We start from the raw sequence: 17,860 nt of genomic DNA, 5'->3' as shown, positions 1-17,860 counted from the left end.
TTATAGCGTGACTTTTTTAAACCTAAGTCTTACGTGAATATAAGCCAAAAATAACCCAACAAGCATTGAGACTATTATAAGAACTAATGTATTGAAATTGATTATGGGCTTCATGGGCGAATACAGATTTATACCTTGAAATAGAATGAATGATAGGCCTAAAGCCATTACGCCAAGTATTACATATTTCAATTTACTATTTAAATTTTGAAACTGCAATCTTCTTCTCCATAATTCTCCTGTGAAGTAAAATAGCACTATTCCGATACAATAGAAGGTAAATTTTACAAACACAGTATATAGAAATATTTTCCACCATTCAGCAAGATGATTTAACTCATATAATTGGATGAACACGAAAGAAGAATAGAATATCATCCAATCAACTAGTCTACTGTTTTTAAAGGGACCATAAATTCTGATCCAAGGCATCTTAACTACTTCTTTCAACCCAGGATCTGCCGTCTTATTTATTATTCTCATTGGATCTTCAAGATACCACATTATCCCCCTGCTTTTCCTTATATTACCGTCGTAGTCCAGTTCATAATTTTTAACCAATCTACCTAAAGGGAAAAACAATTCTACACCCCTATCCGTAGGTGATGTAAGTAGATCCAAAGCCATATGAAGAAATATTCCCAATCCTAAGTGCTTTGTGGGTTACTTCAGAATTATACAAAAATTTATAAATAATTATACCGAGTATTACTCATGGGAAAGAGTAAGTACAAGAGGGATTGGAGCAAGTACGACGAGAACGTTATAACTAGATACGAGCTAATGTTCCCCTTCTACGTCTTCCAACACTGGTGGGAATTACTAGCAGAAGAGAATAGGAATGCCAAGAAAACCTACAAGGCGCCAAAGGAGTTCAACGACTTCCTAGCGTTCCTGCACTTGTTCCTACCTTATAGGGCCATAGAAGGAGTATTGAGAGCATTAGAAAGACTGAAAATCATCCCAACAAGCCTAGACTACTCAACAATATGGGAAAGAGTAAGAAACATGAACATAAAATTCCCAGAGGCAAATGACCAACTTGAAGTAATAGCAGACGCAACGGGAATAAGCACAAACAAGGGAGGACAATACATTATAGCAAAATGGGGAAAAACCAAGGACTCAAAATTCCTCAAGATCGAAATAGTAATGGATAAGGACCAATTCAACGTAATAAACGCTGAAGTAACCAGCAACGAGGTTCAGACTGCAGTTAAGACGGTTAAGGATTTACAAGATAAGGGAAAGAAGGTCAAGAAGTTTTATGGAGATAAAGCTTATGATGCTAATGAGGTTTACAAGACTGGGGTTGAGGTTGTTGTTCCACCTAGGGAGAACGCCTCCACTAGACGCGGTCATCCTGCTAGGAGAAAGGCTGTAAGGGAGTTCAAGAGGTTGGGTTATAATCGTTGGAGGGAGGAGAGGGGTTACGGTGTTAGGTGGAGGATTGAGTCCTTATTCTCTGCTGTGAAGCGTACTTTTGGGGAATCTGTTAGGGCTACAAGTTTTTTAGGACAAGTGGTTGAGGCTAAGCTCAAGTTCTGGGCTTATGCATGGATGGTCCACTTGGCTAATTCTTTAGTTGGTAGAGCTCCGGGTATTAGGGTGTGAGCTTGCGAATAACGTTGAAATAAATATTAATTACTGAAAAATTCTCAGTGCATCATATCATGCTTATGAAATAAATTGAAGAGATCAACAAAGCAAATCCTAAGTAAAAGTTTAAATAGACCACTGCAAGAGCGAAAAAGATGTTATGGAAGAGAGCTCTGTGTAGTTGATATTTTGCAAATATTTTCCTCTTAGTTAATACATATTCCCTATCCAGGTCAGGTATTGCCGCTCCAATCCCTACTAACACAGCTAAGGTTATGTCATTGTGGAAGAAAATTAGCCCAAATGCCAAGGCTAATATTATGTGAGTGTGTAAATTCATATAAAATTATTACCTTTTCTCATTCTAATAAATTTTATGACAGCATGAAATTAATAAAAAGCTTGGTTCTAACCTTCAGATAATTAAGTTAAAATATTCACTTAGTTAATAATAAATGTTAAGATTGTTTAAGATGAGGAAAAATACCTAAAATAGTAAACTATTTATAAAATTTAGTAGAAAATCATCTCTTCTATAAAATAACGAGATTTTTAGATCCTATAATTTATCTATAATTTACTTAAAAATTTTTCAGTTATATTGTAAAAGTCTCTTCATTATGATAGAATACTGTTTAACTTTTAATGAGTAAAAAATTTAAGGAAGAAACAAACGATTGTAAAATATGAAGGAAGAAACAAAAGTTTCAATCGCAGCAATGATAGGTATAGCATTCGAATTCTATGATTTTTTGATATTCGGATTCGTAGCTGGCATCTTGGCTAACTTATTCTTCCCATCTGGAAATAAAATAGTGTCGCTTCTTGACACGTTTGCAGTATTTGCTACAGGCTTTGCTGGTAGACCGCTGGGAGCAATAGTGTTTGGTCATCTAGGTGATAAGATAGGAAGGAAATATACATTAATAATTACTATGACATTAATGGGGCTATCGTCATTATTTACGGGTTTATTACCAGGTTACGCTATATTAGGGGTTTTAGCACCCACGTTGCTGACGATTTTGAGATTACTTCAAGGATTTTCACTAGGAGGCGAATTTGGAGGAGGAATTACTCTCTCAGCGGAATTTGCAGAACCTGGGAAAAGAGCTTTTTATACCGGAATTGCTCAAATGGCCCAAGGTATAGGCCCGCTAATGGCTACTGGATTAATATTCGTCTTTAGTAGTATTATGTTACCTAGTGCTTTCGCATCTATTGGTTGGAGAATACTTTTCATAATTGGCGCATTTATCGCAGTAATAGGAGTCATGATAAGACTAAAAATTTCTGAATCACCAGTATTCAAAAAAGTTAAGGAGAAGAATGAGATTTCTCATTTTCCACTAGTTGATGCTTTCAGAATTTATTGGAAAAGGATACTATTGGGTTTAGGATTCATAATAGGTGGTACTACAATGACATATGCTACTAGTGTTTTCGCATCATCATATTTAGAAAATGTGATAGGAGTACCTGCACGACTCGTTTCATTAGCCTTGACTATAGGATACATCGTTGAGGCAATATCTATACTCTTGTTCGCAATGTTGGCTGATAAAGTAGGGAGAAAGCCATTAATGGTTGCAACTGCAGTAGGTTTATTAATCCTCGTATACCCGTATTTCTTATTAATCTCTACTGGCCAATTCTCGCTAATATTGTTAGCTCAAATAATATACTCCGTTATAGGTTCAATGTCAGCTGGTGCATATGCAACTGCCTTAACTGAGTTATTCCCAACCAAAGTAAGATATACAGCCTTATCCTTCGACTACCATGTGGGAGTTGCGGTATTTGGAGGAACCACGCCATTCATTGCAAGCTATCTGATTTACGCTACTGGTTATAAATTAGCACCTGTTTATTGGGGAATAGCTGGAATGATCGTAACATTAATAGCTTATTTATTGTATAAAGAAACTAAAGGAACAGTATTTGAGGGACAAGAAGTATTGAAAAGATAAGGGATAATCATGGAGCTAGCGATAAGAAACGGGATCGTTTTTAACGGAAAAGAAATAATAGGAAAAACTAACATCTATGTGAGAGAAGGAAAAATTGTAGAAGTCTCTAGAGAAGATCACAGTGCGAAAATGGAAATTGATGCCAAAGACATGTTTGTAATGCCCGGATTAATTGACGCTCATATTCATCTTTCTGGAATCAAAGGTGGTAGTCTATTAAAGATAATGTTTGAGAAACCAGAATATAGGGTACTTCGCGCTGCTAAATGGCTAGAAAAGCTACTGTTAGCTGGATTTACAACTGTCAGGGACTGTGGAGAAACAGTGTCTTTAGCCTTAAAGAGGGCTTTAAATGACGGAATTATAGGTGGGCCTAAGGTAATTGCTGCCGGCAAACCTATTACACAGACTTTTGGACATGGGGAATTAAGTCATGATGTACCGTTAGAGTTCTCAAAAACCATGAGCTTTTCTGAATTTTGTGACGGAATGGAATCATGTATTCACGCTGCCAGGAAAGTTCTAAGGGATGGCGCTGATTTCATCAAAATATTCGCAACTGGCGGAGTGCTATCACAGAGGGATAGACCAGAACATCCCCAGCTAAGTTACGAGGAGATTAGGGCAATAGTTAACGAAGCTGAAAAAGTCAATACTTACGTAGCAGCTCATGCTCATGGAGATAGAGGAGCAAGGATTGCAATAGAGGCTGGAGTAAAAACGTTAGAACACGGTACCTTACTTAAGGATGAGACGCTAAAGTTAATGAAGGAGAAAAACGTAACGTTAACTCCAACATTGACGATTCAAGAGTTAATATTCAAATATGGTAAACAGATTGGAGTCGATGAGTGGGGACTCCAAAAGATCACTTCCGTAAGGGAGAATATTGCAAATGTTGTTAGAAAAGCTAAGGAGTATGGAGTTACGATAATAAGTGGTACTGATTTGGGTTTTGAAACGGGATTAGAGGAGATTGATATGGGAAAGAATTGGATGGAGACTGTTTTACTTGTTGAAAGAGGAGGGCTGTCTCCAATAGAGGCTTTAAGAGCCTCAACTTATAATGCTGCGATGGCTATTGGAATTAACGCTGGTGTAATAGAGATTGGAAAAGATGCTGATATCATAATCATTAATGGTGATCCTACGCTAAATGTGAGGGAAATATCTAAGATTACACATGTAGTCAAGAATGGAAAATTAACTGTGGAGAATAAGTCAATTAAGGGTTAGTTTTTCTTTTTATAAACCTTTTAAGTTTTAAATGTATAATTAACTTATGGCTAGTTATGAAGAAGTTAGGAGAAGTTTTTCGTGGAGTGAGGTAATTAGATATTTAGACGAGAACCCATTAGACGTTTTGACTTCTCATGACGGTATAGCAGTTAAGAGATTCACTAAGAACGCTATGGAGGAGATAAGCTTCTCAGATCTTAAAAGAAAGGCATTAAGACTTGCCTTATATCTCAAGGAGTTTCATAACATTAAAAAGGGTGATGTAATAGCAATATTAGCTTCAAAGAAGATTCAACAAATCATAGTACTTTTAGCAACTCTCTCCCTAGGAGCAATTTATCAACCATTATTTACTGCATTTGGGCCAGAGGCAATTAAGATGAGGACTAGAGATGTAAAACCAAAAATTATCTTTTGTCAAGATGACCAAAAGGATAAGATAAATGATGCAATACTCTTCTCCAAGTTTGATGAATTATTAAGTTACGGTGAATTGAAAGAGATTGAAAAGATAAATTGGGATGATGCAATAATTTTACTTTACACTTCTGGTACTACGGGAACACCTAAAGGGGCCCTAATCGCTAAGAGGCTATTTCTTAACATTTATGTCTACATGAAATATGGTATAGGTGTTAGGGAAAATGACGTGTTTTGGAACCCCGCAGATCCTGGATGGGCTTATGGGCTATATTATGGTATAATAGGACCGCTAATGTTTGGGAAAACTATAATCTTTCTTGACGAACCATTTAACCCAGAAAGGACAATGGAGTTCATGGAGGAAAATAAGGTTACTAATTTTGCTTTCGCACCTACGGCATATAGAATGATAGCTGGAACGGTTAAGAAGAAGTATGATTTAGTATTGGAAAGAGCGAGTTCTGCAGGTGAACCACTTAACCCAGAAGTTATAAGATGGTTTATGGATAAGTACAATGTTACTATCAAGGATCATTATGGACAAACTGAAGTTGGAATGGTAGTTTATAATGGCTGGGGATATGACGCAAAAGTAAAAATAGGGAGTATGGGACTACCTGCACCTGGTTATGAGGTCGATATAATAGAGGATATTATAGCTGTCAAGAGAGATTCTCCAGGTTTCCACTTCTTGGGATATCTAAACAATCCAGAGAAGACCAAGGAATCATTTCGAGGCGATTGGTACTTGACTGGTGATAATGCGTATAAAGATGAGGAAGGATATTTATGGTTTGTTGGAAGGAAGGACGATGTGGTTAAGGTATCTGGTTACAGGATAGGTCCATTTGAAGTTGAGAGCGTACTTCTAGAATTTCCCGCAGTACTAGAATCTGCTGTTGTTGCCGATGAAGATCCAATACGAGGACATGTATTACATGCTTATATTGTACTCAAAAGTGGATATACTCCAAGTGAGGAACTAAAGAAGGAGATTATTGATTTTGTAAATACTAAATATTCTAGGCACGTACATCTAGAAAGGGTTGACTTTGTTGATAAATTGCCAAAGACTGAGAGTGGTAAAATACAAAGATATCTACTTAGAAAGAAATAAAAAATTAAGGTTCCATTTTTACTTCTCTTTTTCTCTCCAATCCCAAATATATTGCTATACTCAAAAATAATCCAAGATACCAACCATAGTCATATAGCAAGGATAGTTTAGGAATTAGAAATCCTATTACTGGTACAGAGAACCCTATGATCATTGCAACTAACGCATTAACGTTATAGCCTGACACATACCAATATCTTCCATTTGGCTTAAATAGATCTGCAAGTTTAATTTCAGTTTTTCCTAATATCCAGTAGTGGGCTATCATGACTCCGGCGACAGAACCTAGACCGGCACCAATCAAATTTATCACATTTTCTATACTTGAAGCGTTATTGTACCATAACCATGGGGCGTAAAGTAAACCCAGAATTGCAGATACAATAGCTGATTTAGACCACGTGTTAAGCTTCTTTGGGAATAAACTTATCAAGTCGTAAACGGGTGATACAATATTTGCTGCAACGTTAACTGAGATTGTTGCAATAACTAGACTGATTCCTAAGATTAACGTTATGTAAGGATTGTCAGTAAAGAGATACATTATATTTACTGGGTTTACATAATTAATTGCGTCATTACTTGGAATATTGTAAATATAAATTACTGCCGATGCTAACCCAACTGCTATGAAGCTGAAAAGCAACGTAAGTATAGGTAGACCAATAGTTTGTCCTATTAGTTGGTCCTTTTGGCTTCTAGAAAATCTCGTAAAGTCCGGAATGTTTAGGACTAGGGTTGCCCAAAAACCTGCCATTGTGGATATTGCTAAGGCTATGTTAGGTAATGAAACGTTATTCCCCCTTATTTGAAACAATGATGATAGACCATTTGCAAGAGTAATTGCGTGAATCATCAAACCTCCTAAGATTATTATTACCAAGGGACCAGCAATTAGTTCAAATTTCTTTATATCATCCATTCCCTTAAATAAGACTAATACGTTAAGGAACCAAAAGAGGAAGAACGAAATTGTCAGATGGAGTGGCATTCCTAAGAGGTCTGCTGAGATTGTTGACCATGAGGGATAAAAGATTGAGATTAGCGCATCTAATATTAGACCGCCAGCATAGGTCTCAACGGAGAACCAAAACAATGCTGAAATTGCCCTTATTATTACTGGTACTCTAGCACCCCTTATTCCGAACATTGGTCTAATTGATGAGGGGAATGGAATTCCCCATTTTGTACCTATATGCCCATTTAAGTATAGTGCTATTAGCAAGGTAAAGTAGGCTATTGCGATGATCATTAATGCTATTAGTGGGCCGAACTCAAATGTTAATAGCCCCGCAAGCATAAATGCGGGGACGTTATGTATCATTCCAGCCCATATGGTAGCATAATTTATCCATGTCCATGTTTTTGCGTTTTTAGGAAGCGGTGCTATGTTTGGATTATAGTAACTGTCTGGTACTACAGTCGTTCCTTGATTATATTCCGTTAAGTCTAAATTAACGTGGTTTATTTCTTGTTCTGACATCTTTCAGTATTGCTAAAAAGGGGTATATAAATTAAACTGATTAAAAGAGAGAGTAATTTTTAATCTAATCGTGAATTAGGAAATACCAAAAATCTCCAATATTCTCTAATTATATTTTTCTAATTTACTAGAGTCAATGTAACTAGATAAGAGGAAAAGTGACTTATACGATATTATATATACATTATTTATGAGGTGTGTTTTTTGACATATAATAATTCTGAGAAAAAATTGAGAATTCATCCTAGTTCATCTCTCCTGAGGTCACCAATTCAGTAAGAGTTCGATCCCGCATTTACGAACTACGAAATCATTACCTCTCAAACTGTACGATTAGCGTACGTTTCTTTAGATATTACTTTAAAAAGACCTATCTTATTTCGTAAATAATTTGTATGACAAGCGTCAGTAACTCCGATAAGTTGTTAAGGAAAGAGTTGGGCCTCTTGGATCTAACCTTTTTATCTTTAAGTGCAATGATAGGTTCTGGTTGGTTACTAGCTTCCTTAAGCGTGGCATCCATAGCGGGCCATCTGGAATTTTATCTTGGATAATGGCTGGGATAATGGTAATGTTTATAGGGTTAGCTTATGCCGAACTTGGAAGTTCAATACCTAAAACTGGTGGTATAGTTAGATATCCAGTTTATTCCCACGGAAGTTACACTGGATTTGTCATAGCATTTCTATATCTTCTCTCGGCAATCTCTACACCTTCTATAGAAGCTTTAGCAACAATCGAATACTTAACTAATGTAAACCCTACTTTGAGTAAATTGCTTACTAACTCAACAGTTGTTAACGGCACACCAGTTACTATATTGAAGCTTCCCGGATTACTGTTTTCCATTCTTTTACTATTTATCTATTTCTTAGTAAATTATTACGGTATAAAGATCTTAGGGAAAACGAATTCAGCCATAACAGTTTGGAAATTGATCATACCAGTTGTTACATTTATGTTATTATTTTTCGCATTTAAATCAAGTAATTTTACAAATTATGGAGGATTATTTCCGAAAAGTGTTGCATCAAATTATGGTGGTCCAGTTGGTATGCTGTATGCAATACCCTCGGCTGGGATAATCTACTCGTATTTAGGATTTAGACAACCCATAGAGTATTCTGGAGAGGCCAAAAACCCTGAAAGGAACGTATGGAGAGCCATAATTCTCTCAATAGTAATTGCCATACTAATTTACACTTTCCTACAAATAGCTTTTATAGGTGCAATAAATTGGGTATCTGCTGGAGTAACACCAGGCAATTGGTCAGCATTGCTAAATAGTAAGTGGGCTAACAGTCCATTCTACAGTGAGCTGGAAGCTGAAGGTCTAGCAATAGCTGGAGCTTGGGGATATGTACTTTTAATAGATGCGGTTCTATCTCCCAGTGGAACTGGACTAGTTTATACTGGGACATCAGCTAGGACGCTTTACGGGTTATCAGCAGAAGAATATTTCCCACTAATATTTAAAAAATTAAATAGCTATAGAATCCCTATATGGTCCTTAATCGTATCCTTAATAGCCAGTATCATATTCCTACTTCCGTTTCCAAGTTGGTATTTATTAGTTGGATTCAACTCCTCAGCTACTGTACTTACGTATATTATGGGCGGTATAGGTTTACAAACCTTGAGAAAAACAGCCCCCGATTTAAAGAGAGGAATTAAGATACCGTTTGCTAGCATAATAGCGCCAGTTGCTACAATAGTTTCCTTGCTAATAGTGTATTGGTCAGGGTTTACAACATTGTTTTATATCATCTCTGCTTTATTTATTGGAATTCCAATCTTCTGGATAAATTATGCTGTGAAGATTCTAGGGCTAAAGAAATGGATTGGTATTAGCTTAGGAATATCACAACTAGTTGTAAATATCATATTAACTATAATCGGATATTATAGCCTAGTTTTGAATAACGATAATCCTATACTATACTTTGCACTATTTATATTAATGGCGTTAACACCCCTAGTAGTTGCTTATCTAACTGTAAACACTAATGAGAAAGTACACCTGAAGAGTGGATTTTGGCTTATGGGCTTAATTATTACAATTTACATTATCAGTTATCCTAGTGAGTTTGGACCATCAAGCAACTCTGCTCCTATAAGATTCCCTTATGATATTGCAATAATTTCGATAATAGGTATAATATTCCATTATTTAGCCGTTTTAAGTGGTTTTAGAACAAGGGAAATAGAAGAAATTATTGAAGATCAGAAGGAGAGAAGAGATTAATTGAAAAAATGTTATTTCGAATCTTAATGGAAATTTTTTAATCAAGAAATTATGCCTTATTTTAGGTCGAAAAATCATGCTAAAATAATGAAAAGTAGAAACTGTTTATTATAATAGTTGTGAGTTTCCAAACAATTTCTAAAAAGCAAATAACAACTAAAAACCATTTATTACATTTTGGTAGCATATCAATTAATAAATTCCCTTTTTATATCGTTTTGACTTTTTCACCTAAAGAAAATTGTGAATTAAGAAAATTTTAAAGCTGTGCTGGAATAAATTTTTATTCCGGGAAAACGAATTTATATTGATGGAAGAAGTTCTTAGTTCGAGTCTGTATACTCAACAAGTCAAAAAGTTATATAAAGTCGGAGAATTATTGGGTCTTGATAACGAAACTTTAGAAACGCTTTCTCAGCCCGAAAGAATAATTCAAGTTAAGATACAAATTAGAGGGTCTGATGGTAAATTAAAAACATTTATGGGTTGGAGAAGTCAGCACAACTCGGCTTTAGGCCCATACAAGGGCGGAATTAGGTATCATCCTAATGTTACACAAGATGAGGTAGAAGCGTTATCTATGATAATGACATGGAAGAACTCATTACTATTATTACCATATGGAGGAGGAAAAGGTGGAATTAGAGTAGATCCTAAAAAGTTGACTAAAGAAGAATTAGAACAATTATCGAGAAAGTTTATCCAAGCTATTTATAAATATTTAGGTAGCGAATTAGATATCCCAGCCCCAGATGTGAACACAGATTCACAAACCATGGCATGGTACCTAGATGAGTACATAAAGATAACTGGAAATGTTGATTTCGCAGTATTTACTGGGAAGCCAGTGGAACTAGGTGGAATAGGTGTTAGATTATACAGTACTGGACTTGGAGTTGCTACCATAGCTAAGGAAGCTGCGAATAAGTTTATAGGAGGTATTGAGGAAGCTAGGGTAATAATTCAAGGCTTCGGAAATGTTGGGTATTATGCAGCTAAATTCCTAAGCGATATGGGAGCTAAAATAGTAGGAATTAGTGACTCTAAAGGTGGAGTAATTAATGAGAATGGAATAGATGTTGGAAAGGCTATGGAAATAAAGGAGAAAACTGGAAGTGTGACAAATTATCCTGAGGGAAGAAAGGTCACAAATGAGGAACTACTAATATCGGACTGTAATATATTAGTACCTGCAGCGCTTGAAAACGTCATAAATAAGTTTAATGCTCCCAAGATTAAGGCTAAGCTTATTGTTGAGGGTGCAAATGGTCCATTGACTGCTGATGCAGATGAAATAATGAGACAAAGGGGCATAGTAGTTGTGCCAGATATACTTGCTAATGCTGGTGGAGTTGTTGGAAGTTATGTAGAGTGGGCTAATAATAAAATGGGTCAAATAATAAGCGATGAAGGGGCTAAGAAGCTTATAGTCGACAGAATGAACAATGCTTTCAATACCCTATACGATTATCATCAAAAGAAATTAGAAGATCACGATCTGAGAACTGCTGCCATGGCATTAGCTGTGGATAGAGTAGTAAGAGCTATGAAAGCTAGAGGTCTATTATAATATTTTTTCCTTGGGCTTAATCCTAGACCCCTTAAAGAGAAAGATAAGACAAGGTAGGATAATAATGAAATAAAGAATAGAGCTTGATTAGAGTTCAACTTTCATAATTTATTACTTAGCCCCTTAAATGTATAAGTTTTACTAATTTTTGATCACTTAATATCATTAGCATAAATCGATAAAATGTCATTAAAATAATGTTGGTAAAAGCGTTATTGTTAACGTTAGTTACATAAAGTATTACGATAACAATATTTAAATATAACATGGTATCCACTTTTACACATGAGATTGCTTAAAATACTACTTTTGGCAATGTTAATTATTCCATTATTTTCCTTTTTTACTTTATCCCTACCTTTATATGGCCAGATACAATTACCTCCTCACTACCTTTTCTATATTAGTGAAAATGTTACACAGGAAAGCGGTATTGACGTAATTTTTTACACATCGTCACCAATAACGTTCATGATTATGACTCCTTCACAATTTTATCAATTTAATCAAACGGGTTCATCTCAGTCAATATATTCAATTACTACTAATTCCCTTAGTAGATTCTTTCCTCTAAGTGGGCAATATTATATTGTTTTCAATAATAACATTAGTAATAATCCTGTTACGTTAAATTACTATATTCTAACAAGACCCTTGCCTACTGGTATAGCCGATTATGGTCTTAAGATTAACAACGGTGTTATTAGTCCTTATATAGAGAAAATTAAAAGTGTAATAGGTGCTGTTGAAATTAACAAATTACTAGCTTATAATTCAACACCACCAGCTGGTATAAGTCATTACTCTGCATCTATTCAGTTAAATGTAGTTCTTCAAGTTAATACTATAGGTGGTTCTCAACAACTTTGGTTACAGAATGTTATACAAATTTATACCAATAATGATTCCTACAGATTTGTAGATAATATATGGAATTTCACTGGTAAAATCTCAATTCTATCTAATAGTAGTGTAAAAGGTAATGGAATAGTTTACGTTACTAATAATGGAAATGATTATTACGCATATGGTACCAATTTCTCAACACTCTTGATACCCTCTTTAAAATACTTACTCATAAACACATCATATACTTCTCAAGGTCCCATGATATCTTTTGGTTATATGAACCAGAGTGGTTCAGCCATATGGTACGATAATGTCACCATATTAATACCTAATACTTTATCAGCATATATCCTAGTAGATGGTTATAACTTCACTGCAGGAGGGCTTGCTTACGATGCAGAGCTAATATTAGGTGGTGGAGGTAATGGCGAGTTTACGTTCTTTAATGAATCAAATGTAGAATTAGCTATGATCTATCAATATTTAAACGGAACTTTAGCACCCCCTAAATTCCTCTTCCCCTTTGGTCTTGATACTGAGGAATCTGCAGATAACTTATATTCTATTTCATATAATGGCGTTTATTTAGTGAGTAGTGGTTATCAAGTTATAAACAACTTAAACGAAAACGTATCACAGTTGAGATTTAACGTTGTTAATTACACTAAAGCTACAGACCAGAATTTCCCATATATATTTACTATAAACGTCTCTGGCGGAGTTTTACCGTATAAGTTAAACGTTACAATTAGCAATAGCAGTGGAAACGAGTTATCTGGATATACTTACGTTCTATTCCCCTCTGTATCAACGTATTATTTATTCTTAAGTCCGCTTTCTCCAGGTAATTATACTGTTAAAATAAAACTTACTGATTTTAATGGAAATTCAAAATCTTACGAATTCTCACTTACAATAAACCCACCCTTAAAAGTACAAATACTCAACGTAACCAATTATATAGATCTTGCATTGCCATACTTTAACTTTACCTCAATAATAAGCGGAGGTACTAAGCCATATAACATCACTATTACAATATCTAATGATAGCGGGATATTATCAGAAACATATAAAATTATAAATTACACTTCAATTGCATATTACGCAGTAAACATGAAGGGCTATAGTATAGGAAAATACACCATTCAAATAGAAGTTGAGGATTACGCAGGTAGTATAAATATTTCAAAATATAATTTCACTATCAATCCCAATCCCTATATTTCTACATTAAGTTATACCTCTGAGACAGATAAGGGATTAAGGGAAGTAATAAAGGCTATAGGTAAAGGAGGATCTGGAAGCCTTATATATTACTGGTACGTTAATAACTCTTTAGTAAGTAGTGGAATTGGGGATGAACTGTATAATTTCACGCCTTCTAATATTGGCGAATATAACATTACTGTTATGGTAAAAGACGTTCTAGGGGTATCGTCAGCGAAGAGCGTTATTATAAAGGTTAACCCTGATCCCGTAGTTGAGTTATCAGTACCTAAAACTACTATAGATTCTGGAGCTGAGTTTCCAGTTAACGCTACAGTATCTCTAGGAACATCACCCTACTATATTTCTTGGTATATTAACGGAAGTTATGTGGGTAATGAATCCATTAAGGAACTAGATTTAAGCAGCATAGGAGTTTATATAATAACGGTAACGGTGAGAGATTCTGCAGGTTATATAATAAATATGAGTAAACCAGTGTTAATAGTCCCACCTCCTTCGTTAAGTGTTAAAGAACAAACTCAAGGAAACTTCATTCAGTATAATACATCAATTGCATTATCGGCTTCAGTTAATGGCGGAACTGATCCGTATTATCTTATCTTCTTAAACGGTAAACTTGTAGGTAACTACTCATCAACAACCCAGTTACAGTTTAAGTTGCAAAACGGTGAAAATAATATTACGCTAATAGCTAAAGATTTATGGGGTAAGACTGCTGTGAAAACGTTAATAGTTAACTCTGGATATAATTACGTAGGCATAGGAATTATTGCGGGTATAATCTTAATAATGGTTATAATTGTTATACTAGTAATCAGTAAAAGAAAATAATTTTTAATTCTTTCTGCTATTCTCTACAGCTTAGACAGCAGTTTCATTAATTTAGTATCATATAGATTAGAAACTCATTTTCAATTCAACATAAAATTCTATAGTAAAAATTGAATATTATAGTTTTTCCTTCTAATTTCTACTAAATATTTACATGTCAATGAAAGCCGATTTAAGGGAATTTAAACTACGCTTCATGAGTGAAATTGTTGCCTACACTGAAGGGAGCATTAAACTTATTTATGACGTTTTCAAGCGCTACAAGTACTAATATATTACAGTCCGATATTAGTAATTCCTTATTTGCGACCTTTCTTCCTTCAAGCTATCTATTATAACACTTTTCCCTTCTTTTGTTTCAATCAATCGTAACCTATTATTAAAATTTTATCCATAAGCTTATAAGAATAAAGGATTGTAAAATTAAAACTATTTCTTGACATAGATATAAGCTCATCTTTTACTTTTTCATTTTTTACGTTGTCTGGCACTATCACTACATAATACTTAGCAGTAGGTACAAAAGTCTTGAAAAATTTCTGAGCATCAACTATCAAACTGGGACTAACGTACCTAACAAACTTCACACTTCCACTTTTACTTATCATTTTAATTAGGCTATCCTCAACATGTTCTGATAACTCCTCAATTGGTATAACTACCATTATATTTATGTATATTTTCCATGTTAATAAGTATACATGTATAATATTCCATAAGAAGTATATAGGATTTATACAATTTATACTGCAATACTTAAATAGAAAAGATAAGTAGAAAGCTCACGCATGTTGCCCCGTCTTAATTACGTAATTCCTAGTGAATAAAGCAACGATAAGGTTTAGGACCATTATACTGACTGCAGCAGTATACATGTAATGAAAGGCTAAATAAGATGGTACTTGAGCTAACGGTACAATTTGATCGTTAAAATCATATATTATCCATGTAGTGTAGGTATCCATAAACAGTGTTGAGATTACTGGGCCAATTGAACTTCCGATAGTTCTTATTAAAGTGTTCATTCCTATTCCTATTCCTCTTTGTTCCTCTGGTAAAGATACTGCGACCATATTAACTAATGGAATCATAATATTAACTAACCCTACAGCAGTTATCATGACATCAAGTACAACTTCATATACGCTATACCTAAAAGTATCTAGAAGCAAATAACCAAAAATGCTAATTACAGAACCTATGATAAGTAATGGCTTAGGTCCAGTAGCGTTAATCAATCTACCTACTATCGGTCCGACAATCATCATTACTAAAGCTACAGGTGCCATTAACAGCCCAGATTCTATTATGGATAAGCCTAGTCCATAGGGTTGAGGTAGTTGAAGATAATAGACTAATCCTGTAAACATTAAAAACATTCCAGCTCCAGATATTAGCCCAGCTATATTTGCTACCATTATATTTCTTACTCCAAATAACTCAAGTCTCATCAAGGGTTCATTGGCTCTTCTCTCTACCAATAAAAATATGGGAAATGCTATTACTGAAATCGCAATCAATAACAATTGACTAAGTGAAGTCCAACCAACATTAGGACCATTAGATAAATATACTAATAACGGAACTACTGTTAGCATAAGAAATGTTGCCCCTAAATAATCTATCTTCTCCCTAGTCTTCTCGGGGATCTCAACTATGTACTTTGCGGAAATTATTACTAGAATTATTGATAGTAAAAATGCGGTATGAAACGCATAAGGCCATCCAAGATCTTGAACTATATAGGAACCTACTAATAATCCTAAGGCTGGACCGGCTGCGAGTGTCGCACTTAAAATACCTTGAGCCCATGCAACTCGCTCTTTGGGAAATAGGTCAGTTATAATGGCTATTGCAAGAGGAAACGTTGCATAGCCTAATCCTTGAATCGCCCTAGCGAAAATTAAAAAGTAGATGTTAGTTGAGAACCCAGCTAATAATACAGCTAACGAGTAAAACCCAATAGATAAGAGGTAAACTTTCTTCTTCCCATATCTATCACCAAGTTTTCCAAAAAGTGGTGATGCAATTGCACCAACTATGAGATAGGCTGATGTTATCCATGCAACCGTTGTGGCTGTAGTAGAGAATTGTGTTTCGATTTTCGGCAGTGCAGGTATAACCATTGTCTCAACGTAATTTACTAAAGTTAACATTAGAGTGAGGGTAATTAAAGTACGCATTGCTTCTTTAGAGTCCATAAAGAAAAGAGCGATATAAAGACAAATAAATTTTCCGATATATCTTTTTCAATGAACATAAAAGAATGATATAGTGTTAACTCTTTACCATAAATAGTAATGCTTTTAGTTACAACTTAGTTATGATAAGCAACTATACTTAATCACACTTTAAAGGGCAATGCATTTTCATTCAATATTGACGTCTAAGGTTGACCAAACCTTTTTACTGATATTTCTTATATAGGTGGAGGGGTATGAGTGGGGCAATGCCCCGTGACTCTGGTGAGGCCCAAGGGCTGAGAATTAGATACAAATTCATGAAAATTCAATAAAGCCCAAACCCCACTCTCTATCATCATTTTGAGTGCCTTCCTAATGCGTCCCTTTCAGCCTCCTTTTCAGTAATTTCTTTCAGCTCCTTAACACTAAGCTCAGTTCTAATTATGCCGTAAGTTTCAGCCAAGGGGTCCTTAGGAATAGGTATACCGACGAAGAAAGTCCCTGCCTCAATTATTATTACCGAGTCAGCATTAGCTAGATTTTTAGGAAGCTTTATCCTACCTCTATCATCCACTTTTACAACATATGCCATGATTTATATTATAAATCCCCGAGATTATTAACCTTTCCCCACTTATGCAGATTTGTCCCACATAGCCTCAAGCTTGTTATGCTTTATTACGATCTTGTTTTTTATCTTGCTACCCCAAGAGTGTTTGGAGTAGTTAAGGTCTAATAATTTGATTGAGTCTTTGCTTGAGTAGTAGGTGTTTTGGTACGTTTCATTCTCCTTGGAGGATTTTGTAGATCACCTTGACCATTGCTTTTGAGTATAGATTATCAAATTATTGTTCATAATAATATTATTACTATGCTTCTTATTTTTCTCGATACACTGTTATTTAATCAAGTATTCCCTTATAGACTTACGCTAATCTAGAGATAATATTATAATTACTAACGAATCCTAATCGCTTCTCTCCCTAACATACTTAAGGTTTTTGCATAAATTTAGAGAGATCCTTGCCCTTTAAACTACAAGTATATTTACACATATAAACCTTGTCCTTGAAATCTGATGAAGTGTAAAGAAGTTAAATTAATATATAACTTAGGAT

General features: G+C 34.9%; 10 protein-coding genes and 3 pseudogenes. 7 read left to right on the top strand and 6 right to left on the bottom strand.

Going from position 1 to position 17,860, the window contains the following annotated elements; all coding sequences use genetic code 11:
- Positions 1-654, bottom strand: a pseudogene (locus tag YN1551_RS09205) (metal-dependent hydrolase); the annotation flags it as partial.
- Between the two features lie 60 nt (positions 655-714).
- Between YN1551_RS09205 and YN1551_RS09200 the strand changes: the two are divergent.
- Positions 715-1,614: an IS5 family transposase gene (locus tag YN1551_RS09200; protein ID WP_012717109.1), complete on the top strand. Its 900-nt coding sequence runs from the start codon at positions 715-717 to the stop codon at positions 1,612-1,614.
- An 82-nt stretch (positions 1,615-1,696) separates the two neighbouring features.
- On the opposite strand, the pseudogene YN1551_RS09195 reads toward YN1551_RS09200, so the two are convergent.
- Positions 1,697-1,939, bottom strand: a pseudogene (locus tag YN1551_RS09195) (metal-dependent hydrolase); the annotation flags it as partial.
- A 346-nt stretch (positions 1,940-2,285) separates the two neighbouring features.
- Between YN1551_RS09195 and YN1551_RS09190 the strand changes: the two are divergent.
- Genes YN1551_RS09190 through YN1551_RS09180 form a run of 3 tightly spaced genes read left to right on the top strand, consistent with a single transcriptional unit; the run spans position 2,286 to position 6,348 of the window.
- Positions 2,286-3,569, top strand: coding sequence for an MFS transporter (locus YN1551_RS09190; protein ID WP_012716012.1), 1,284 nt, complete (start codon positions 2,286-2,288; stop codon positions 3,567-3,569).
- Between the two features lie 9 nt (positions 3,570-3,578).
- The gene (locus tag YN1551_RS09185) at positions 3,579-4,805 is read left to right on the top strand and encodes a metal-dependent hydrolase family protein (RefSeq protein WP_010923746.1); all 1,227 of its coding nucleotides are present in this window, start codon (positions 3,579-3,581) and stop codon (positions 4,803-4,805) included.
- A 46-nt stretch (positions 4,806-4,851) separates the two neighbouring features.
- Positions 4,852-6,348: an acyl-CoA synthetase gene (locus YN1551_RS09180; RefSeq protein WP_012716013.1), complete on the top strand. Its 1,497-nt coding sequence runs from the start codon at positions 4,852-4,854 to the stop codon at positions 6,346-6,348.
- Between the two features lie 4 nt (positions 6,349-6,352).
- On the opposite strand, the gene YN1551_RS09175 is transcribed toward YN1551_RS09180, so the two are convergent.
- Entirely contained in the window at positions 6,353-7,831 is a 1,479-nt protein-coding gene (locus YN1551_RS09175) for an NCS1 family nucleobase:cation symporter-1 (RefSeq protein WP_012717611.1), read from the bottom strand.
- 395 nt (positions 7,832-8,226) lie between these two features.
- Here YN1551_RS09175 and YN1551_RS09170 point away from each other — a divergent pair.
- The 3 genes and pseudogenes from YN1551_RS09170 to YN1551_RS09160 all read left to right on the top strand — a co-directional run bounded on the left by YN1551_RS09170 (position 8,227) and on the right by YN1551_RS09160 (position 14,559).
- Positions 8,227-10,076 (top strand): annotated as a pseudogene (locus YN1551_RS09170) (APC family permease).
- Positions 10,077-10,386: 310 nt separating this feature from the next.
- Complete coding sequence (locus tag YN1551_RS09165) at positions 10,387-11,646, top strand: Glu/Leu/Phe/Val family dehydrogenase (RefSeq protein ID WP_012717609.1); 1,260 nt, start codon at positions 10,387-10,389, stop codon at positions 11,644-11,646.
- A gap of 285 nt (positions 11,647-11,931) precedes the next feature.
- Entirely contained in the window at positions 11,932-14,559 is a 2,628-nt protein-coding gene (locus tag YN1551_RS09160) for a thermopsin (RefSeq protein WP_012717608.1), read from the top strand.
- Between the two features lie 362 nt (positions 14,560-14,921).
- On the opposite strand, the gene YN1551_RS09155 is transcribed toward YN1551_RS09160, so the two are convergent.
- The 3 genes from YN1551_RS09155 to YN1551_RS09145 form a co-directional block, all read right to left on the bottom strand.
- A complete protein-coding gene (locus YN1551_RS09155; RefSeq protein ID WP_012713351.1) occupies positions 14,922-15,224 on the bottom strand; it encodes a DUF4898 domain-containing protein in 303 nt (100 codons plus the stop codon).
- 117 nt (positions 15,225-15,341) lie between these two features.
- Positions 15,342-16,760 (bottom strand): MFS transporter, encoded by a 1,419-nt coding sequence (locus YN1551_RS09150; RefSeq protein WP_012717607.1) that lies wholly within the window; start codon positions 16,758-16,760, stop codon positions 15,342-15,344.
- Positions 16,761-17,097: 337 nt separating this feature from the next.
- Positions 17,098-17,334: a hypothetical protein gene (locus YN1551_RS09145; RefSeq protein ID WP_012713352.1), complete on the bottom strand. Its 237-nt coding sequence runs from the start codon at positions 17,332-17,334 to the stop codon at positions 17,098-17,100.
- Positions 17,335-17,860 lie beyond the last annotated feature (526 nt).

The organism is Sulfolobus islandicus Y.N.15.51 (genome assembly GCF_000022485.1).
GTDB lineage: Archaea > Thermoproteota > Thermoprotei_A > Sulfolobales > Sulfolobaceae > Saccharolobus > Saccharolobus islandicus.
Note: the sequence above shows the minus strand (reverse complement) of the source record. Positions and strands in the feature narration are given on the sequence as shown.

Excerpts from the sequence above, each read along its gene's own strand:
- YN1551_RS09200 (WP_012717109.1), top strand. The coding sequence starts at position 715 with ATGGGAAAGAGTAAGTACAAGAGGGATTGGAGCAAGTACGACGAGAAC.
- YN1551_RS09190 (WP_012716012.1), top strand. The coding sequence starts at position 2,286 with ATGAAGGAAGAAACAAAAGTTTCAATCGCAGCAATGATAGGTATAGCA.
- YN1551_RS09185 (WP_010923746.1), top strand. The coding sequence starts at position 3,579 with ATGGAGCTAGCGATAAGAAACGGGATCGTTTTTAACGGAAAAGAAATA.
- YN1551_RS09180 (WP_012716013.1), top strand. The coding sequence starts at position 4,852 with ATGGCTAGTTATGAAGAAGTTAGGAGAAGTTTTTCGTGGAGTGAGGTA.
- YN1551_RS09175 (WP_012717611.1), bottom strand. The coding sequence starts at position 7,831 with ATGTCAGAACAAGAAATAAACCACGTTAATTTAGACTTAACGGAATAT.
- YN1551_RS09165 (WP_012717609.1), top strand. The coding sequence starts at position 10,387 with ATGGAAGAAGTTCTTAGTTCGAGTCTGTATACTCAACAAGTCAAAAAG.
- YN1551_RS09160 (WP_012717608.1), top strand. The coding sequence starts at position 11,932 with ATGAGATTGCTTAAAATACTACTTTTGGCAATGTTAATTATTCCATTA.
- YN1551_RS09155 (WP_012713351.1), bottom strand. The coding sequence starts at position 15,224 with ATGGTAGTTATACCAATTGAGGAGTTATCAGAACATGTTGAGGATAGC.
- YN1551_RS09150 (WP_012717607.1), bottom strand. The coding sequence starts at position 16,760 with ATGGACTCTAAAGAAGCAATGCGTACTTTAATTACCCTCACTCTAATG.
- YN1551_RS09145 (WP_012713352.1), bottom strand. The coding sequence starts at position 17,334 with ATGGCATATGTTGTAAAAGTGGATGATAGAGGTAGGATAAAGCTTCCT.